Genomic DNA, 19,637 nt, shown 5'->3' on the forward strand with positions numbered 1-19,637 from the left:
TCATCCCACGACTGAAGTCACGGGTGTTCTTGGCTTAATCATAAACTGAATCCTCGTTGCTGATTAATACGATGTCATCTTCCGTAACTTCGGCTGGGACTTCATTCTTTGGAATGAGGAACTGATTTTCTTCGTTAGGATATTCCAGGAACACATACTGACCATCTTCGGTTCTATCAAGTGTGTATTTAACTATTGTCATTCGCAAGCCCACCCATCCTTGTCACGGTCCATTTTCGACTGGTATGCAGCATGACCTTGTAGGACGCCGATAGGATGTACTGTCTTTAATTTTGTACAGTTTTTAAAATTAATGGAGCTCTGATAGATAAGGGATTCGAGGATTCAATTGAACTACACCATTATATTTTGAGTTCCATCAATAATCGTTCGGAATTTCTCTACCTCTATAGAAGAAAGATTTTACAGGATGACCGGAAATGATGTCCACCGAGGGCAAGTGCGGTTGTTGCAGACTAATAATAAGAGGGACTATTTTTACGACAATACAGAAAATAAACGGTGAAACGTAACATGGAAATTGCGAAATTCAAGGAAGAACAATTCAGCAATCGTTATTTTTAGCATAAAAAATTTTAAAGTCGTCTATTTTTGGTATGGCTATTAAGATTCGTTAAAAACCGAACGTTTTTCAGTGCCCTCTGTTATTAGTTGGGGTGTTTTGGGACGTTTTCCTTCTTGCAGATTGTTAATGGTTAAGCCAAAATCCATCTGAAGATGAGGATAATCTTTAAAGCCGTGCCAGTCTCCTCCCCATTGAAAGCCCAGCTCCTTTGCAATTTCTGCAACCTCAAACCAGTCTGATTGACCATTTCCGTTCCCATCATATTCAGTATCCCAGATCACATTACCATTCTTAAGCTGAAGAGCAAAATCGACTGCAAGGCCAAAGTTGTGATAGGATTCGCCTCCCTCCGAATGAGTAACCACTTTTCCGGGAGTTCTTCTGCCCTTATCATAAAGCTTGTCTTGCTCCTCAAACGAACGATAATTATCTGTGATTAGGATTGCAATCTCTCTTTCTGCCGTTTTTTCTAATAAAATCCCCACTTTCTCTGCTACAACGGGGTGCAGTTCAGTTGGGAAAGTCTCTGCATTTACTTCGTATTCAACCTGGTCCGATGAACCAGGATTTCCCTTTAATAATAAAGATTGATAGGCAACAAATGCAAAGAGGAATAACAGCATTAATTTCAGTAGTTTCTTCACAAGATGTTATCCACTCCTTCTTAACGATTTTCGATAAAATCTATGTTTAATTTAACATGAAAAGGACAAAAATTGCACGAACTTAGTCGCAAAAAGGTAAACTACCATACTAGTAAAGAGGCTTTATCAACATTTTTTTCGCGACTTCTTCCTTATTTTCCACTACGACTTCTCGTCAATCGGAGTAGCTGGTGTCAATGGTGTTAGTGGCGTTGATGAAACTTTACCTATTACATCATAGTAGAGACTGACTTTCCCAATGAATTTGAGATAGTAATATGCTTCAAGTGTGCTGCTCCATATTTTACGGAATATCTACGGATCATATCTAAAACTGCCCTATCAGTTTTGTTAAGCTGATTCCAATTGGCTGAGATATGCTGATTAGAAGCTTTGTCTAAATCATTTTTGTTTGTGACGTGTGCATAATTTTATAGATAAGTTGTCATGAGTGAGAGTCCCCTCATGCACATCAGAAAATAAAAAGGCAAATCAATTGACCTTTTCACCACCCCACTCAAACCTTTGATACCACTGGGTTTCCAAAAGGGTAATTTTCTCTCTAATTGTATTAATGTAAGCAGCGCAGCCTTTTTCATCAATTGAATTAGAGTGTTTTGTGTCATTTGGAATGGCAATGAGAATGAGAACCGAGATGATCAATAATACAATCATCATTTCAATGAATAGAGGTGTGGAGGTGTGGACGTCTAAGTCTAAGTTTAAAACCGCCATTTCTTTTATATAGAAGGTGGCCGTGTTATTTACCATAATAACCAATTATCAATAGTATGTTTACTACTCCTATATTGTGGACGACTATCACGTTGCTCTAACCAAATAAGGCGCTGGACGCACGTTTCGGGTCTTTTCCTCCAGAGTTAATGCACTAACCTCCATATTATACTGACGCTCTACAACCTTACCGTGTGCCCCTTTAAACACTGCTCGTAATGTTCTAGATATCGTTAATACACCTCATTTACATCACGTACGATATTCAACAAAACATCTTTAGCACGTACAAAATCACGAGTATCATTTATTTCTGGTGATAATACGCACTTGCAACTTTAAACCAAGTGGACCATCTAGATACTCTTTCACCATCAACTTATACTCATTGCTATATTTAGTCATAATAAAACACCCCAAAAGTTAGATTTCAACTCTAACTTTTGGGGTGCGCAACATACCTCTGGTCGGTTTTATCAATCGTTATTTAATACTTCATTCCATTTTCGTATTCCTCATCTTTTACCTGTTTATATCATATTTGTCTCTGTATCTTCTATACGTCCTGCGGTTAATACCTGTGATTCGCTCAATATCTTTTTCAGTTTCTCCATCAAGATATAATTTAAAAGCGTGCAGCAGCTTAGGATCGTTTTCTTTACATTTCAGCTTCCCCCCTTTAAATTTCCCTTTCTTTTTAGCGATAGTAATGCCTTGGGCTTGTCTTTCTTTGATGCGCTGTCTATCACTCTCGGCTTAATATTTGTATATTTCAATCATTAGATTATTGATTAGTCGCCTTAAATTAACGTCCTCGATACCTTTCAAAGAAGGAAGGTTAAGGACTTCTAGTGTCGCTCCCTTCTGCTGAATGATATTCATTAGGTCCGTTAAATCTTCGTTGTTTCTTCCTAGTCGATCAAGTTCTGTAACCACGACAATATCGCCTTCTCTGATATAGTTCAGCATGGTTTTTAATTGAGGGCGATCGGTAGACTCTCCACTTATTTTGTCAGTAAATAATTTGGAAACGTCCTCTAACGCTTCAATCTGTCGGTCCAAATTTTGTTCTTTACTACTTACTCTCGCATAACCTACTTTCGCCATAAAATCAGCCCCTTCAATGCACAACTCTGTTGTCACTTTTAGAGATAAATTGCACCAATTCAAGTTTTATTTTGCATAAAATTTTAAAAACCAGCAACCTTAAAGAAAGAGGTCACTGGTCTTTCGAATTCTTGGCTTCGCATATAAAACTTCCGCTAATCCGTCATATGTAAACTTTACTCTACGTTAAAGCAAGATTGTGTGATTTTTCTGTATGGAATTTGGGGATTTCTTTTTTATATGAATGCAAAACAGCTATTCACGATGAATGTGAATAGCTTTTCGTACTCTTACACTAACGCTTTTGCCAAGTCTTCAAGTAAATCTTCCACATCTTCTATACCAACCGAAATGCGAACGAGACCGTCTGTGATACCTAGTTGTAATCTCCGTTCACGCGGAATCGACGCATGTGTCATTCGTGCAGGAATTGAAATCAGACTTTCAACTGCTCCTAAACTTTCTGCGAGCGTAAAGTAGCGCAATTTCGCAAGCAGCTCATCGGCATTTTGTTCGCTTCCAACATCGAACGAAATCATCCCTCCGAAGCCGGTCGCCTGCCTTGTCATCAATTCCCGACCCGGATGTGTTTTAAGTCCCGGATAATACACTTTTCCCACTGCTTCATGCCCTTCTAAAAACTCCGCGATTTTCTGTGCATTCACATTATGCTCTTCCATACGAAGCCCAAGAGTTTTTATACCGCGAATCAATAACCATGAATCCTGTGGTCCAAGGATAGCACCAACCGAGTTTTGAATGAAGTGTAAATCCTCTGCAAGCTTCTCTGTCGCTACAACAACAAGTCCAGCTACGACGTCACTATGACCTCCGATATACTTCGTGGCACTATGCAATACAATATCTGCACCTTGAGCGATTGGTTGTTGAAAATACGGTGTCATAAACGTATTATCGACAATTGTGAGCAACCCCTTTTCTCTTGCAAGTTTAGTAACAGCCTCAATGTCCGTTATTTTCAACAGTGGATTCGTTGGAGATTCCAAGAAAATCGCTTTTGTATTTTCTTCAATCGCCTCTTCTACTTTTGAGACATCACTAGAATCAACGAATGTTGCCGTGATGCCAAAACGATTTAATACTTTCGTAATGACACGGTATGTTCCACCATATACATCGTCCGTTAGAACAACATGGTCGCCTTTGCTAAACAACATCATAACCGAACTAATCGCTGCCATCCCGGAGCTAAAAGCAAAGCCCGCTTTTCCGCCTTCCAAATCGCTAATTAATACTTCTAGCGCATGGCGAGTTGGGTTACCTGTACGTGAATATTCATAACCGTTAAATTGACCGACTGACTGTTGTTTGTACGTACTTACTTGGTATATTGGTGTCGAAACAGCGCCTGTCGTTGCATCTCCAACAATACCGCCGTGGATTAATTTCGTTTTTGCACGCATGAATTATTCTCTCCTTTTAAATAGATCATATATGTTCTGACTTAAATAACGCTCGCTTGAATCGGGAAAAATAGTAACAATATGGCTTCCTGCTTTCACAGTTTCAGCTTCACGTAAAGCACCGTAAAATGCAGCTCCAGAAGAACTTCCAACAAGTAACCCCTCATTCTTCGCCAATGAACGCAATTGTGTAAACGCGTCCTCATCCTTCACTGTAAGAATGGCATCAAAATACGAAAGGTCCATATAGCTTGGTAAAAACTCCATTCCGATTCCTTCCGTTACATGGGATCCTACTACACCGCCGTTGATTATAGAGCCTTCAGGTTCCACGACAACTGTTTTCACACTCGGGTTGTGCCCTTTCAAAAACTGCGAAGTCCCCATAAATGTACCACCAGAACCCGCACCTGCAACAAAGACGTCTATTTCCCCATCTAAATCACGCCATAATTCAGGTCCAAGCGTCTTCATATATGTCGCCGGATTTGCCGGATTTGAGAACTGAGAAGGTGAAAAAGCGCCAGGGGTCTTTAAAACAAGTTCTTTCGCTTTCTCGATCGCGCCACTCATACCTAGTTCAGTTTTCGTATTGACTATTTCAGCGCCAAGAGCGCGCATAAGTGTTTGTTTTTCTAAACTAAACTTCTCCGGTACGACAAATATCACATGATAACCTTTGCCTATCGCAGCAAGAGCCAAACCGATACCCGTATTTCCTGCCGTTGGTTCTATAATTGTTCCACCTGGCAACAAGTATCCCGATTCCTTTGCGTCCTCAATTAGTGATAACCCGAGTCGATCCTTTACGCTCCCCCCCGGATTTAGATACTCTAGCTTAGCGAATATCCGGCAATTATTAGGAATGTAAATATGGCTAATCTCAACAATCGGCGTGTTTCCGACTAAATCCTGTACACTGCCGTAAACTTTCATCACGCTTCCTCTTTGTATACTTGGTGCCATTCATCTTTTTTCTCGAGCATATTTTCTGCTAACTCCTTGGCACCTTCTAAGCTATGATTGGCGGCCCATCCACACTGCACTTCATTACACGCCGGTACTTCGGTTGCCACTAGGACATCCTGTAATGTCTTTTCTAAAATGACAATAATATCTTCGTAATCATTATGATTGATGACAGATAAATAAAAGCCGGTTTGGCAGCCCATCGGACTAAGATCGACAACTTTATCCGAATGATTCCGAATGTTCTCTGCCATTAAATGCTCGATGGAATGTAGTGCATCCATTTTCATAATCTGTTTGTTAGGCTGTGTTAAACGTAAATCGTACTTATACACTTCATCACCTTGAATTCCCTGTTTCTTCCCTGCTAAAAGAACATACGGTGCAGCAACTTTCGTATGATCTAAGTTAAAGCTCTCAACATTCAGTTTCCTCATCATGCTCTCCCCTTATCGTTTAGTAGCGTCCATTAGCCAGACAAAATCGTTCAATTGTCTAAACGTCACTTCGAACCCAGCTTCTAGAAATAGTTTCATCAATACAGGTAGTGTTGTGTAATATTCACTTTCTAAATCGTTCGCAACATTATTAAAGTTTCTTGCCCGTTCCTTATCAATCTGAGCCTGCTTTGCATCTTCCGTAATAAAAGCGGTATCCGCAAAAACAATTTTCCCGTTTTTCGGTAGCAGCTGGGCATACTTCTTCAGCGCAATTCCTTTTTCTTCGTCAGTTAAATGATGAAATACATATGAACTTGCAATTGAATCGATTGACATGCCTACAGTTTCAAAATCTACTAGATCTCCGTCTTTGATTTCAATTAAAGGAAAACGATCTGCCGTTATTCTCCGCATCGCAGTGTTCGGCTCAATGCCAATCACTTGATGACCGGCATCAATTAATTTTGCTGTCAGATTTCCCGTCCCTGTACCGAATTCAAGAATAGTTCCAACAACTTTGCTTGTGACAGCATTTAGAATCTCGTCATAGCCTTCGAATACATCGCGGTATTCAGGATCCTCCCCAGCTACTGATGAGTCATACGAGTGAACCCATTCATCAAAAATATCTATAAATTCACGTCCCATAATAAAACTCCTTTTTAAAAGTATATTATTCCGAGGTATTTACTGCGATTTAGGCGAAATATCAATTTTTATTCCACAAACCCAAAATGGTGCAGAAATTGGTATGGGAGAAATTACGGCTAAATTATTTGCTCGTGAAGGTGCAAAAGTAGTGGCAACGGACTTGCAAGAAGATAAGTTAAAAACAGTGGTAGACAACAACATTGCTGAATTCGGAGATGTTGCTATTGCAGTGAAGCATAACGTGGCTAGCGAAGAAGATTGGATTAATGTAGTAGAACAAGTGAAAATAAATATAAAAGTTGTTTCAATGGAGAAACAACTTTTATAAATTTTGTTCTTCAGTTAACGAGTGCTTTAGTGAAGATTCGGCTGCCTTACATGGTAGCTTTTTCTAATTGAGAAATAAAGCTAAATACTTCCGTGAACGGATGTTATGTCTACCAAGGTGCATGTAGCACCGAGCATGCAAAAGACCATCAACGCTCAAGCCCAATGTGTTGATATTGATAGTTCCATAAAAAAAGAATTATCGTGTTAGGATAATTCAGCTTTGGCAAAAATATGCTATTTTCATCATTCCAAACTATAAAACAATCATCGCGACTGTCGCTTATTCCTGTACAAGTGGAAGAAAACTCTTTTTGCCATTTACAATTCTGAAGCTGAATTCCGATTAACCTCCTTTTGAACCCTCGGACAATACGTAACGACTCTTTTTAAGCACCCCCATAAAAACCCCACTTTATGTTTTTCCTTCGGTCAACGTTTAAACACTAATTTACCCAATGGGTCAATTTAACATAAAACATAAAAGAAATGTCCCTGAAGAAACCTATGTTTATCATTTCATAAGCGAACCTTGTTCATATAGGTAAGTCAATGAGATATCTTTTTTGCAGCTACCCGTTTAATTATATTTATTTCATGGTACATGGCATTAGATAAAATTCCATTATCTATGTTTTTGTTAATATGGTAATAAAAACTTGCTAACAATTCTATTGGCATTCTATTATACAAAGAAAATCCCCCATCATCCATTACAACACCGACCCTTTTTAATACATAATACAGTGTATTTACTCAAATGTTAATCACTTTCGCAAATTATGTCGAAAGAATTCTAATATTTCTATATTCCTTAAAATGCTGTGTCTGAACAGCCATAAAAAAATGTTCTTTATCACAGAAGAATCCAAATGACCACTGTTGAATTTACGGATGTAGCAACTGACAAAATGGGTAATGTTGTTGAGTTCAAAAAAGCTTTACGCCTCCAATTGTTTGATGGTGTCTAACAATTGGGGTGCAGTTCAACTCCCCCTTATACCAACTTTCATTAACCCACTGCACATAAAGGTTTAGAGAGTATTGTTATCAGGAAAAAATCTTCGTTTTAATGGGCATTTGGTCGAAACATGACGGAATAGAAAAAAGAGTAGTGATAGGCTACTCTTTTTAAAATAATCGAAAATCTTTTAATGAATCTGCCACTTCTTCCTCTGTAATTCCGATATATCTTTTTGTAATTGATTGATCCGAATGGTTGAAGATGTTCATTAATGTTACTACATCATGAGTCCGCTTATAGTAGTGATAACCGAATGTCTTTCTCATTGAGTGGGATCCAATGTCCGTACGTCCTATAAGTTCAGCTGCTTGAACAAGTATTCTGTATGCCTGTGTAGTTGTTATGTGGCTATCACCTTTTCTTGATGGGAATAGATAACCTTCTTCATTCATTTCCTCTGTATAGTCTGCAATATCTGGCATGATAGCATTAAGGTGTACAGTACGTTCTTTCTTTGTTTTACCCTCACGGATTTTGAAATTAGATTTCCCTTTCACGTCCGATACTTTTAATTTTACAGTATCGCCTACCCGTAACCCCGTTGATATTCCGATTTTGAATAGAAGTACATTTCTATTTGCGTTCCGTTTGCCCATTTCTAACGCATCAATCATTTCTTTGATTTCTTTTTCCGTTGTTAATGGTTGAACGTCTATCATCATGCCTTTTTTTGTGTTCGTGTTTGCCATCGTAACAGCCCCTTTTTTATGTATTCTTTTGATGTTAATTCAATAACAGCATACATTGAATAAGAGGTCGACATCGCAATGTCTTTGTTAAGCTATTTTCCATGTATCCTTTTAGGTAATAGCATACATTGAATTTATGATAAGCAAGTTTTCCGTAACTTGATAACTTTTTTAAAGGAACGATCCCGTAACACAATGATTGATTGTTTTTTCTCTCACTTAAAAGTCGAACTACTGGAACATAAAAAAATAGTATCAGGTTCTAATACAATTCTGAATTGCATTAGAACCTGATAACTAAATTGAATGGGCAATCATTACGAAAAAGCAGAAATACTTCACTTTATTTCAACATAATCTCCATCCTCGACCACCCTATCGAAGTCGCCACCCCAGAAAAGATATATTGATGTTTTACCATTTTCATATTTATATAAAGCAACAACCTTTGCTTCCTTTGAATACAACACATAGCGCCCCTCCCGATCGGTAAATTTTCGACCTGCAAAATCGGGTAAAATCTCATTAAAAAATTCCTTTTCTGATACCTCCGCGATTATACTTTCTACTATTTCGCCACTGTAGTAAATTGACATACCCGGATATAGCTGAACCAATTCTTGATTAAGATCGATATCAGGATACTCTCTTTTCGGCTTACCTAATATTGAGACATTTTCGACTTTGGACATAAAGATAGTTATTTTATTTAGCATAATTCTTTTCGTAACTAGATCTAGGTATACTTTTCTTTTAGGGACTGGTCTGAAAGCTCGATTCATCGCTCTAGCAATAAATGCGGAAATGTGTGCTCTTATTAAATGTTGATTAGGTTTAAATGTCCAGGAGGACGTGTAAATGTGTCGATAAACCTTGTGGCTATCACATTTCTAAAAACCATGTGTTGTATTTGTGTTGCGTTTGATTAAAAACCAATAACCTTGGATACTATTCTACACGAGCACAAAGAGTTGACGAAAAATGAATGGAGTCTTTAATATATTGCAGAAAGTGTGGCTACCCAAGTAAACAACACCCTTTTCCAAAACACACACAGGCACTTAGAGATTTTATGCTGAGCCGTATTATAAATAGATGATAAGCTAAATATTAGGAGTACTTTTATATTGTTAGTATGATGGAGTTAATAATAGATATTAGGAGGAGTGTTGAGATGACAAAATATGAATTACCAGACGTGTGGCAGTGGGAAGAAGAGTATTCGAATAGAGGCGGTAATCGTCCGACAGCCGGTGAACGTTTCGAACAAAAACTACCAGTCGGAGAGGCACCGTTCCAACTCTATTCACTGGGAACGCCGAATGGTATTAAAGTGACGATTATGCTGGAAGAATTAAAAGAGTTGGGTGTCGATGGTGCAGACTATGATTTGTATAAAATCAATATTGGAGCCGGCGATCAATTTGGTTCAGATTTTGTCAAGATCAATCCTAATTCTAAGATCCCAGCCCTAGTCGATCAAAGTCAAAGTCCACGTGTGGAAATTTTTGAATCAGGGTCGATTCTGCTTTACTTGGCTGAGAAATTTAATAAACTGATCCCGACAGATATTCATGGACGGACAGAAACCCTTAATTGGCTATTCTGGCAAATTGGGTCAGGTCCTTATGTTGGTGGAGGGTTTGGTCACTTTTTTGCTTATGCGCCAGAGCCTATGAAATACCCAATTGATCGTTTTACTATGGAAACGAAACGTCAATTAGACTTACTTGATAAAATATTAGCTCAGCGTTCTTATATCGCTGGTGATACCTATACTATTGCAGATATTACGATATGGTCTTGGTACGGGCGTTTAACTTTAGGTAAATTGTATGAAGGCTCTTATGAATTTTTAAACATGGATGAATATACTCATCTCTTGGAATGGGCTCATCGCATTGCGGAACGACCAGGCGTTCAAAAAGGTCTGGTAGCAGAGTATCAGTCGCTTGAGGAGTAGTTTCAAGAAAACAATGTATTGATGTTTTTCTCCTTTAAAATAGAATTAAAACCTTATATAGACATGTCAAAGAGAACGGTATCATAAATAGGAAGAGTCGTTTATTCAACAAAAGGGCGCTTTTCTTGAATAAGAAGGCGTCTTTTTGATATGCCCAGCACATTTAAGAGATGAGATCTTGTTAGGGCGAAGAAAAGATTGTGAAGATTCTCACTTAAACTACAGGGTGCTTTAACACAATAAGGAATAAAATTAAAGAGTCTAAAATATGCAAGGATTTATACACTTCTTGTATATTTAGGCTCTTTTTTCATTCATAAAATATGCACATTATGTAAGCTGCTATTGTATAGAGTATTCATTTAATTCTTGGAGCTATTGTTTAGCAATCGGACCAGATCGTGACTTCTTTGACATACAAAGGCACAGTTATTGTGCCTTTACTCATTAAAGTATTTTTTAAAATATTTACATTGTTTAAAAGTTTATAGTTCTTTGAATAATCATATCTGGCATTCCCTCGCCCGCTCCCTCCATGAGCCGCTGCATTTCTTCCGTGTACGTAGATTATCTTTCCTAAATCTTTCTTCTTGAGATATGAATCTTTATTCCACTCTTTTTTTTTTGCCTCTTTCTTTAATTCCGTAACGAAATTTACATATTTAGCCTCTCTATTCCTCACAACTTTTTCATTTTTTCCATCTATATATGTGCCATAATCAACATAATATAAAGGATTATAATTATGTTTCATAATCTCATTTATATAATAATTAAGTGCATCCACTGGATCATAATTAGCCGGTTTCATTAGGGGTTTATAATGATTTTGTGCACCGTATTCAAAAACTCTAAATAAGAAAACACATCTAGGGAGGGATTCAAATTGTTTTAGAGATGCATGGTATAATTCAAATAACATTTCATGTTGCGAATCTTTAAAATGGACGGTCGAGTAGCCTTTCACTTGTTTTAATATAGGAAGTTCAAGATGTAAAGGCTCACCCTCTGGACTTTCAAAGAAATTCTTCTTTCTTAACCTAAGCATGTCCAGTAAATCAAACTGTTCGTATAAATTAAATAGCTTCTTATTAAAATTACCATTTTTTTGTAAAGTAAAAATAAGGACGACCACTTAAATAAGCAATAATATTCAACAATGTATTTTTTGTAGCTTCACTTGTGTTTTCGTTACCAAAAACAGAAATGCAACCCCTCATTTGCGGTGATATACGCGTCTTTGTATAAAATAATATCTTTTCGATACCTATAAACTGGTTCAGGTCCAATAAAGCTGTCTGAGGTGTTTATATATTCAAACGGATATTTTTTTAAACTATATAATAGCTGGTTTGTCTCCTCTAGTTCCCTTTTTATCATCTGCTTCAGGTAATTCTTTATGTTTTCATAAATTGATTTTTCATCACTATATAGCTTTCTACTTTCCAGTACCCTTTTTATAATTATTTCATTACTTTTAGGGTATATTAGACTTACTGCTTCCTTATCCAATTCTTTTAATATACGTATGCACATTTTTCTTTCAGATAGATAAATCATCTTATATTTCTCTAAGTAAGGCTTTTTCTCGTTAGAGGTTTTGCATAAAGCTTTTTCTTTTCCTAATTTAAAAATAAGCTCCTCATAACCCTTTAACCTATATAAATGGAGTCTTGTAATAAAGTTAATTGGATTTAAATCGCTTAAATCTATTAATTTATCAAAAGAACTCTCTAGTTCTCTTAATTCCTTAGCTACATCCAAAATCATAATTATTCCCCTTTAATCTTTTATAACAATAATATCCAATTTTAAAAAGGTACTTTATAACAAATTCATATCATCCACAAACCTAATTAACATATGGAATAATATGAATGGTTGGAGAAGTTTATCCAAACCTCTCGACAGAATGGAACATAAAAAGTAATGGACTTAACCCATTTGAATTTGGATCGGCCAGTCATGAAAAAGCAAACTGGAAATGCCCAACCAATCATTCATGGAAAACTTCGATAGCGACCCGTAGTCATGGTGGAAATAATTGTCCCTATTGCGGCTCTCGAATAATAATTCCAGAAAATAACCTAGCTATAAAGTATCCCGCACCGCTTCAGGAAAGCATCCAACGAAAAACAAAAAGAATCCTTACAATTATTTTCCGTACTCACACCTTTCAGTCTGGTGGGTATGTCTGCGTTGAAAAAGCGAATGACAAGCTACCATTACTAATCTAACAAATAAAAATTTGGGCTGTCCAAACTGTGTACAAAAAAGAGAACATAGCACTGAAGGAAATTAAAGTGCATGTTCTTAGAGTATGATATTTAGTTAGAAGAGCATAAGGGAATTTTTGCCTTATGCTCTTCTAACTATTTTCATGTATCTATACTATGTGTAAAACTAACGTATATCAAAGCAGTATCTAAGGTAAAATGTTGAATACTGAAACTCGATGAAACAAGGCAAAAGTAAAAACCCTTGATTACCAAAAGGGTTTTTACACTGTTTGAAATCATATGATCTCTAGGTATCGAGACGGCGGGAGTCGAACCAACCGTCTGATAAAACGCTATAATACCAGTATTTCCAAGGTTTTTTAGCTGCTACTTAAAATGTTTGACTACGTATTTGACTACGTTTAACAAAAATGCGTTGCGGGGGGGCAAAATAAAATATATAATTTTTGTTCAATCAAGATCTCCATATTTTTATACCACTTATAATAAGGTGAACCGTATCAAAAAAGTAAATGAGGTTTTTAGTTTTCTTCAAGAGCATATTATTATGCTTTTGTTAATAAACCTTTTCAATGCTGTTTAAAATAATATTGAGAAGCCCCAATAATTAGAAAGGGAGCTGGTATAAGTACTAGCTCCCTTTATCAATTCTATAGGTTTGGCTGGAGTGTGGGACAAGGTACCTGTCTACCGGCTACTTTCCGTATCTTCGTCTTTCTCCAGATAATCTTCAGGGACTTCTTCTTCTACGTTTCCATCTACTTCCTTACCAAAATCACCGTTCATTTCGTTTTTAGTGGGTTCTTCAACGTTCTCATACAGGTCTATCGGTGCATTGTCCTCAATTGGCTCTACTTGCGGGTCCCCCTGCGGTTCTTCTCTGTTATCATTACCTTTTGCACAAGCCGTTGTAAGTAATAATACTAAAATAGAGGCAATTAATTTGATAAATATATTTTTCGTCATTTAATTTCCTCCTTATGCTTACTTCCTTCTTCCTCAAACAAGCAATCCACCATTTTTGCTATAGTGAATGATCCCTTCTGACGCTCGATAAGCAAGTGCTCCTAAAGTTGCTGTCGCATTGTAACCGCTTTGGTGAGGATATGCTGAACCACCGACGACGAATACATTATCCGCTTCCCACATTTGCAGGTACGTGTTAACAGCAGAGTTTTCCGGTTCGGTTCCCATGATGACGCCGCCTGTATTATGTGTCGCTTTATAATCTGTGATGTCATAATGCTTCATCGATTCATTTTCAGAAACATGGGTGGCTCCCATTTCCTGTATAATTTTCTTTGTTTGTTCATTCAGGAAATGTCCTCGGTTCCGATCCGTATCCGTATAATCGAAGGTCATACGAACGAGTGGATACCCGTTAATATCTTTGTAAGTTGGGTCTAAATCCAAATAATTATTCACATGGGGCAAACATGCGCCATACGTATAAACATTAATTGAGCGGTTAAAATACTTGATTGATTGGTCTTTAAATTCTTTTCCCCATTTTGGTGTTCCAGGAGGAACTTGATTGTTAGCGATTGGTCTTTTTGCGTATTGTGCCAGCAGGATAGAACCACCGTGCAGGAAATCATGGTCTGTATGATCAAAGTTATCCGCGTTAAAATTATCTAATGTCGCGGCTAGTCCTCCCGCTCCCATGGCAACGTTAAATTTTTTATCATCAAAAAATCCGTCCGTACCTACGATTACTTGATAACAGTAATTTTTTCCGATTGTACCTCTTTGTGTTTCTGGATTATACGGGGTACCAAGTCCGGAAACGAGCAGCAAGCGGGAATTATTAAATGTATAACTTGTTAATACGACAACTTCCGCTGGTTGTTCAAACTGCTCTCCTGTACGCGTATCCACATAAAGAACCCCTGTTGCTTTTTTGCCATCATGCAACACTTCGAGGACTTCCGAATGAGGACGAAGTTCAAAGTTACCAGTAGCCTCCGCTGTTGGAATCACTGTAATGTTCGGACTTGCTTTCGCTCCATACTCACAGCCAAACCGTTCACAAAACCCCTTATATTGACAGGCGCCTATATGCTGGCCGTCTGGATTTTGGTAGTTTTGTGAATTGTTCGCTGCTGGCATAGTAAAAGGATCAAGCCCCATACCTTGCGTTGTTTCCACAAATAGCTCCATCGCTGGTGTACTTTTCAATGGAGGATTCGGAAAGGGTTCCGACCGTTTGCCACGAAGCGGGGTCTCATCACCAGAAATACCAGCCATTTTCTCAAACTTCACGTAATACGGCTCGATTTCATCATATGTAATCCCCCAATCCTGGAGATTTAATCCATCCGAAATTTTGCTTTCACCATATCTTTCAATTGTTTTTGACTTGATTTCAAAATCATAAGGTGAATAACGATCGGTTAGTCCATTCCAATGCGTGCCTGCTCCTCCAACACCTTCCCCTAATAGGAAGGAGCCATGTTGGCGCATTGGTAAGGCTCGTTGACTCTTATTATTTCGAAATGTTATGGTTTGCCTGGACAAATCCTGTGCATTTTCATACCGTAATGCATAGCGGAGTTCATCATATTTCATCGCGAAATCTTTTGTTCGCCGATTTCTACCCCGTTCTAATCCGACAACTTTTAATCCTGCTTTGCTACACTCCGCAGCAATAATGCCACCTGTCCAACCGACACCTACTGTTACAACATCTGTTTTAGGCAGTTTCGTAACCATAATGAATATGCCCTCCTTTTCCTGCGGTTCACGACTTCTCGCATTTCATGTTTGTTATCTATTAAATCTGTCATGTAAACTCATTGGTTCAATTTCAATGAAGTCTTCTGATTGTATGAGGTCGGCATAAGTCAGTTGTACACCAGGGTACTCCTTCATCCTCCAGCCTTGCATGTCCTTATTTCCACCATAAAGCGGGTCTGCATAGACTCCCTCGATCGTCAATTTTCGTAAAAGTTCAAAGAACAAGCTGGATGAAATAACCGTCATGTCCACTTTATTTGCATCAAAAGCATTAAGTACCTCGTCTTGCTGTTCAGCTTCTAATTTCGTGAAATTATTATTAAAATTCGACTGACTATACGTATCGAGTGCCTCGATACCTACATCGAAAATTTCATGGTGCTTTAATTGTGTTTGATACCCTTGAGTAGGATCCCCCTTAAAAAAAGGCCCTTGGCGATATTCCCTCGCATTGATACCCCACTGACCTGCTAATTGGTGATCAATATAGTAAGGAACCCCTAAATCGATCGCACCCGGACGATCCTCATCCGCTGGAAAAATACGCTCCGTTGCGTGCGACAAGATATCAAAATCCGCGTTGCTCTTAAAGTATTGTAAAGCCTGATCAAACTGTTGTGCCACTTCGGGTGCAACGTCCTTATCTGGATTCCAAATTTCACTTCCAATCACTCCACCTAAAACACTGCCACCAATCAGACCACCCGTTACATATCCGGATTTTTTAAGAAACTCCCGACGAGAGGTCTTTTTCATTCCTAGCTTTTCTTCGCCCATCTTTTAACCCTCCTAATAAAGTGAATTTTTATTCCAACATTTAAAGGACTCAAGAAGAATGGTTTTTTCCTTTAAGCGAAGCATACAGAACTGAGAAGCCCCCATTTCCTTAAAAGGAGTCTTTTTAATTAAAAGTGGAAATATTTACTGTTAAACATCATCATTAACTATAAAATAAATTTTATACACAGTCTTCCAGACCACGCTTAAACTTCTAGAATGGGTTGTGGAGATGATGAGCCTTCTTTGTCGATAAAATTTTTAATAATTTTATCGGCACTGGTGTTGGTAGTGCCTAGATTCATCTAGAACTAAAATTACTTCTTTCAACAATATTTTTCTAAATTATTAAGTAGTTCCTAATTTCGAAGTTTAAATAAAATAAATTTGCTCTAATCTCAAATTCTTCCCTTATCTTCGGTAATTCTGTTTCACGTATGGACTCTTCGTACTCCTCTAATTGTACTAATGCAATGGTTGTATCTCCTGAATCAACATGTTGACTGATATTGAGAAAGATATTAGCAAGCATTCCTTTTTGTTTTACATCTAACTTTGATGAGGAAAAAATGCTTAGGGTGGCGGCCATCTGTTTTAAGATTTTCAATTGATCCTCTCGCATTTCGAGATAATAATAATCCTTATTTCCCTTTCTTAACAGATGATTTACCACATCTTGTATAACAATGTTTTTAGCTTTATTAAGGATATTTTCTACTTAACCCTGTACTATTTAAACTACACCTCCAAACCGTTGTTTGAGCTCTAGCAGACTGTTTTCTATCTGTTCTAATTCTTTTCCGTTCCAGTTTCGCTCACTGTTCTAAAGATGCTGAGAATTTGTAAAGAATAACACTGAATTTATTTTCGATTGAGATTCATACCGGCGAAGAGCAAGGCATTCGTTTATGGAATGATGCGATTGCAGGACAAGATTTTACTATCCACGCCAAACACCATCCGGAAGCATTTCCTAATGCAATGCAATATTACGAAAATGCCCATTTACATTTGAGTACCTCACTACGTACCCATAACGCTTTACATTATTTCAATTGGGTAGAACCATTTTTAGCAGGCGATCAAGCGAATTACCGTGCTATTGAATACCAGCTTCAAAAAGAACGATTTATTTTAAAACGCATGACTTCACTTGATGAAGCAAAGCGCTATGTAAGAGAAGTGTATTAAGACTCCAATAAAACATACGGACTTGTGACCTCTTCAAAAAATCGTGCAGTACAGCAAATTCCCTTTTCGCAACCGCGCGATCAAGTCAAGCCCCATGTTGCTTATTACAATGATCCGAGCTCACAGTACTACTGTAAAAACTTACAATATGCGGTGACTGAATTCCACTCGCAAGGTTTAGAGTTAGATATGGCTATTGTCGTCTGGGCTGATGATTTAACATGGGGACAAAACGGCTGGCAATTTAATCAATACGCGCTGAATCATCAAGCTGAAAACTCCATTCAAATGAAGCTCAATGCTTACCGCGTGCTGCTAACGCGTGGACGTGATGGGGTTATTATTGTGAAATCTTAAGGCATTGATATTTTCGACTTACACATCGGGATCAATGCAACCAAAGCAACTTGTATTTTGCAATGAGCACAACGAATACATGCAGCCTAAAAAAACTCGTAAGTGGATCTTGCATCTACAGAATAAATACAAGCTAGGCACAATCACAACACATGGTTTACGTCATACGCAATGCTCATTATTATTTGAAGCGGGTGCTAGTTATAAGGAAGTACAAAATTGTTTAGAACATGCTGATGTACAAACAACGATACATCTACGCACAAGTTACGAAGATGGTGAAAGGAGAAACAATACTGAAGTTTGCCAACTATATTGAGATGTAGATGGATGACTATTTTCTTTAGTGATCAACTTATAGAAAGAATTAAATCCAATATGACAATCGTTTTAAGGGGGGAAAATAATGAATTTAATACGACCTGTTGCAGTCAATAAGGTAGAAAAGCCCATATTTATTTTTAAAGATGGAATAGAATTAAAAAAATTCCCTTCTATTCAAACAGCTTCAAAATGGTTAAAAGAGTATTGCGGTACTAAACACATTCCATATAAAGAAGTAGAAGGTGGAATATTTTTTGGTGAAACATCCCCCCTTCTGTAAAAAGACAATAAAAATAACACGCTTCATAGTACGCCTTTTCTAAACAATAAATGCACTTATCCAAGCTGTGAGCAAGTTTTTAAATTTGGTTGTGCAAAATAACACTTAAAATAAGTGCAAATTACCTCTTAAAGTGACACTCAACTAAAAAAATGCGTTTTGAAATAACCACTGTTCATTTTCATATCCAGCCTACAGACTTACCCTCTCCTTTCATCCAATTAGTTTTTAAACCAAAAAAGTCGATTGCATCCGTAAAGGACTCAATCGACTTTTAATATATAACACGCAAATTGCGTAAATAACGTATGGTAATCCTAACGACACATTTTTGATGAAACCGTCTGCCTACTTCCCTCCAATGGAAAAGTGCTACCTCCGGTAGCAACTCGCTGGTTGCCTACTCTACCTCACGTAAGGTGTGAAGTGGGGGAAAAGCTGGCGATAACTTCAAAAGCTTACCTATTCACTATAGTAACGGTAAAAGTCCAATTTTTCTATTTTAATGTTGAGAAATCGGGCTTTTTATATTTACTTATAGTGCAAAATAACTCTCAAAGTGACAGGAGAGGGGTTTCAATAATCAATGTTTTCGGTATAAGGTGGATCGAACCAATTCCGTATCTGTCATAAGATATTCATGGCTTCGCATCATTTTAGTCTGAAGGGATGCGGTAACATCTGAAGCAGTATATGCACATACGGACATAAGTCTCATTTCGTTAACGCTAAATTCTGCTAGATGTTCAAATTCTGCAATTTTACTAAAAATTCCTTCCTGTTCCTTCCATTCAACATGAGCCCATGTACGAATATTAATCTTTTTATCAAAAAAGGGAGCCAAGACTTCACCGAAATGTTCAACAACACTGTGAATGTGAAAATCCCCGTGACAGCCATAAAATGTATAATTATCTATATGGTGAATACATTTTTTCTCTTCAATTGAGAATAATTCATTTATCCTTTTCTCTGCCTCACTATATAAATTAGAATTTTCTATTATGATAAGATGATGATTTCTTTCAATCCCTGCTTTAATATAAGCCATCATATTATCAAGATATCTCTCATTATCCTCAGAAACATATAATATGTGCGCTGAATTGTTCACCTGTAGATATTTTGTTAATTGAATGAATTTGTCCAAAATACCACCACTTTCTAAAGTCT

The 19,637-nt window shown here is 37.4% G+C and carries 23 protein-coding genes and 2 pseudogenes; 7 read left to right on the plus strand and 18 right to left on the minus strand.

Going from position 1 to position 19,637, the window contains the following annotated elements; genetic code table 11:
- Nucleotides 1-34: 34 nt before the first annotated feature.
- The 9 genes and pseudogenes from AC25Y6_RS01565 to AC25Y6_RS01605 all read right to left on the minus strand — a co-directional run bounded on the left by AC25Y6_RS01565 (nucleotide 35) and on the right by AC25Y6_RS01605 (nucleotide 6,553).
- Nucleotides 35-202, minus strand: coding sequence for a hypothetical protein (locus AC25Y6_RS01565; protein WP_488141850.1), 168 nt, complete (start codon nucleotides 200-202; stop codon nucleotides 35-37).
- Nucleotides 199-345, minus strand: a complete 147-nt coding sequence (locus AC25Y6_RS01570; RefSeq protein WP_488141998.1) for an excalibur calcium-binding domain-containing protein — start codon at nucleotides 343-345, stop codon at nucleotides 199-201. Before AC25Y6_RS01570 ends, AC25Y6_RS01565 begins: the two co-directional genes overlap by 4 nt.
- A gap of 279 nt (nucleotides 346-624) precedes the next feature.
- Complete coding sequence (locus tag AC25Y6_RS01575) at nucleotides 625-1,230, minus strand: M15 family metallopeptidase (RefSeq protein ID WP_488141851.1); 606 nt, start codon at nucleotides 1,228-1,230, stop codon at nucleotides 625-627.
- A 552-nt stretch (nucleotides 1,231-1,782) separates the two neighbouring features.
- A pseudogene (locus AC25Y6_RS01580) lies at nucleotides 1,783-1,965 on the minus strand (hypothetical protein); the annotation flags it as partial.
- A gap of 522 nt (nucleotides 1,966-2,487) precedes the next feature.
- Nucleotides 2,488-3,072: pseudogene (locus AC25Y6_RS01585) on the minus strand (recombinase family protein).
- A 290-nt stretch (nucleotides 3,073-3,362) separates the two neighbouring features.
- The gene (locus tag AC25Y6_RS01590) at nucleotides 3,363-4,496 is read right to left on the minus strand and encodes a bifunctional cystathionine gamma-lyase/homocysteine desulfhydrase (protein ID WP_488141852.1); all 1,134 of its coding nucleotides are present in this window, start codon (nucleotides 4,494-4,496) and stop codon (nucleotides 3,363-3,365) included.
- Between the two features lie 3 nt (nucleotides 4,497-4,499).
- On the minus strand, nucleotides 4,500-5,432 hold the full coding sequence (locus tag AC25Y6_RS01595) for a PLP-dependent cysteine synthase family protein (protein ID WP_488141853.1): 933 nt from the start codon (nucleotides 5,430-5,432) through the stop codon (nucleotides 4,500-4,502).
- Complete coding sequence (locus AC25Y6_RS01600; RefSeq protein ID WP_488141854.1) at nucleotides 5,432-5,902, minus strand: S-ribosylhomocysteine lyase; 471 nt, start codon at nucleotides 5,900-5,902, stop codon at nucleotides 5,432-5,434. The genes AC25Y6_RS01595 and AC25Y6_RS01600 overlap by 1 nt, the downstream gene beginning before the upstream one ends.
- Before the next feature lie 12 nt (nucleotides 5,903-5,914).
- A complete protein-coding gene (locus tag AC25Y6_RS01605) occupies nucleotides 5,915-6,553 on the minus strand; it encodes a class I SAM-dependent methyltransferase (protein ID WP_488141855.1) in 639 nt (212 codons plus the stop codon).
- Nucleotides 6,554-6,650: 97 nt separating this feature from the next.
- Between AC25Y6_RS01605 and AC25Y6_RS01610 the strand changes: the two genes are divergently transcribed.
- Entirely contained in the window at nucleotides 6,651-6,884 is a 234-nt protein-coding gene (locus tag AC25Y6_RS01610; RefSeq protein ID WP_488141999.1) for an SDR family oxidoreductase, read from the plus strand.
- 1,130 nt (nucleotides 6,885-8,014) lie between these two features.
- Here the strand turns inward: AC25Y6_RS01610 and AC25Y6_RS01615 are convergent.
- Both AC25Y6_RS01615 and AC25Y6_RS01620 read right to left on the minus strand, forming a co-directional pair.
- Nucleotides 8,015-8,596, minus strand: coding sequence for a tyrosine-type recombinase/integrase (locus AC25Y6_RS01615; protein ID WP_488141856.1), 582 nt, complete (start codon nucleotides 8,594-8,596; stop codon nucleotides 8,015-8,017).
- Nucleotides 8,597-8,934: 338 nt separating this feature from the next.
- Complete coding sequence (locus AC25Y6_RS01620) at nucleotides 8,935-9,288, minus strand: hypothetical protein (RefSeq protein ID WP_488141857.1); 354 nt, start codon at nucleotides 9,286-9,288, stop codon at nucleotides 8,935-8,937.
- 482 nt (nucleotides 9,289-9,770) lie between these two features.
- Between AC25Y6_RS01620 and yghU the strand changes: the two genes are divergently transcribed.
- Nucleotides 9,771-10,559, plus strand: coding sequence for a glutathione-dependent disulfide-bond oxidoreductase (gene yghU / locus AC25Y6_RS01625; RefSeq protein ID WP_488141858.1), 789 nt, complete (start codon nucleotides 9,771-9,773; stop codon nucleotides 10,557-10,559).
- Between the two features lie 382 nt (nucleotides 10,560-10,941).
- Here yghU and AC25Y6_RS01630 read toward each other — a convergent pair whose 3' ends face one another.
- The gene (locus AC25Y6_RS01630; RefSeq protein ID WP_488141859.1) at nucleotides 10,942-11,607 is read right to left on the minus strand and encodes a hypothetical protein; all 666 of its coding nucleotides are present in this window, start codon (nucleotides 11,605-11,607) and stop codon (nucleotides 10,942-10,944) included.
- A gap of 143 nt (nucleotides 11,608-11,750) precedes the next feature.
- Nucleotides 11,751-12,329 carry a hypothetical protein gene (locus AC25Y6_RS01635; protein WP_488141860.1) on the minus strand — a complete coding sequence of 193 codons (579 nt, stop codon included), beginning with the start codon at nucleotides 12,327-12,329 and terminating at the stop codon, nucleotides 11,751-11,753.
- 107 nt (nucleotides 12,330-12,436) lie between these two features.
- Between AC25Y6_RS01635 and AC25Y6_RS01640 the strand changes: the two genes are divergently transcribed.
- Nucleotides 12,437-12,796 carry a zinc-ribbon domain-containing protein gene (locus tag AC25Y6_RS01640; RefSeq protein ID WP_488141861.1) on the plus strand — a complete coding sequence of 120 codons (360 nt, stop codon included), beginning with the start codon at nucleotides 12,437-12,439 and terminating at the stop codon, nucleotides 12,794-12,796.
- Nucleotides 12,797-13,486: 690 nt separating this feature from the next.
- Here AC25Y6_RS01640 and AC25Y6_RS01645 read toward each other — a convergent pair.
- The 4 genes from AC25Y6_RS01645 to AC25Y6_RS01660 all read right to left on the minus strand — a co-directional run bounded on the left by AC25Y6_RS01645 (nucleotide 13,487) and on the right by AC25Y6_RS01660 (nucleotide 17,021).
- Nucleotides 13,487-13,765: a hypothetical protein gene (locus tag AC25Y6_RS01645; protein ID WP_488141862.1), complete on the minus strand. Its 279-nt coding sequence runs from the start codon at nucleotides 13,763-13,765 to the stop codon at nucleotides 13,487-13,489.
- Nucleotides 13,766-13,798: 33 nt separating this feature from the next.
- Nucleotides 13,799-15,511 carry a GMC family oxidoreductase gene (locus tag AC25Y6_RS01650; RefSeq protein ID WP_488141863.1) on the minus strand — a complete coding sequence of 571 codons (1,713 nt, stop codon included), beginning with the start codon at nucleotides 15,509-15,511 and terminating at the stop codon, nucleotides 13,799-13,801.
- Between the two features lie 54 nt (nucleotides 15,512-15,565).
- Complete coding sequence (locus tag AC25Y6_RS01655; RefSeq protein ID WP_488141864.1) at nucleotides 15,566-16,312, minus strand: gluconate 2-dehydrogenase subunit 3 family protein; 747 nt, start codon at nucleotides 16,310-16,312, stop codon at nucleotides 15,566-15,568.
- 340 nt (nucleotides 16,313-16,652) lie between these two features.
- Nucleotides 16,653-17,021, minus strand: coding sequence for a hypothetical protein (locus AC25Y6_RS01660; protein ID WP_488142000.1), 369 nt, complete (start codon nucleotides 17,019-17,021; stop codon nucleotides 16,653-16,655).
- Between the two features lie 272 nt (nucleotides 17,022-17,293).
- Here AC25Y6_RS01660 and AC25Y6_RS01665 point away from each other — a divergent pair, with 272 nt between their 5' ends.
- The 4 genes from AC25Y6_RS01665 to AC25Y6_RS01680 all read left to right on the plus strand — a co-directional run bounded on the left by AC25Y6_RS01665 (nucleotide 17,294) and on the right by AC25Y6_RS01680 (nucleotide 18,464).
- On the plus strand, nucleotides 17,294-17,503 hold the full coding sequence (locus AC25Y6_RS01665) for a hypothetical protein (RefSeq protein ID WP_488141865.1): 210 nt from the start codon (nucleotides 17,294-17,296) through the stop codon (nucleotides 17,501-17,503).
- Between the two features lie 24 nt (nucleotides 17,504-17,527).
- Nucleotides 17,528-17,860, plus strand: coding sequence for a DNA/RNA helicase domain-containing protein (locus tag AC25Y6_RS01670; RefSeq protein WP_488141866.1), 333 nt, complete (start codon nucleotides 17,528-17,530; stop codon nucleotides 17,858-17,860).
- A 79-nt stretch (nucleotides 17,861-17,939) separates the two neighbouring features.
- Complete coding sequence (locus tag AC25Y6_RS01675; protein ID WP_488142001.1) at nucleotides 17,940-18,179, plus strand: tyrosine-type recombinase/integrase; 240 nt, start codon at nucleotides 17,940-17,942, stop codon at nucleotides 18,177-18,179.
- Nucleotides 18,180-18,266: 87 nt separating this feature from the next.
- Nucleotides 18,267-18,464 (plus strand): hypothetical protein, encoded by a 198-nt coding sequence (locus AC25Y6_RS01680; RefSeq protein WP_488141867.1) that lies wholly within the window; start codon nucleotides 18,267-18,269, stop codon nucleotides 18,462-18,464.
- 583 nt (nucleotides 18,465-19,047) lie between these two features.
- Here the strand turns inward: AC25Y6_RS01680 and AC25Y6_RS01685 are convergent.
- Entirely contained in the window at nucleotides 19,048-19,578 is a 531-nt protein-coding gene (locus tag AC25Y6_RS01685; protein ID WP_488142002.1) for an MEDS domain-containing protein, read from the minus strand.
- Nucleotides 19,579-19,637: the final 59 nt, after the last annotated feature.

The sequence above is a fragment of the Sporosarcina sp. Y1004 genome, from assembly GCF_057669665.1.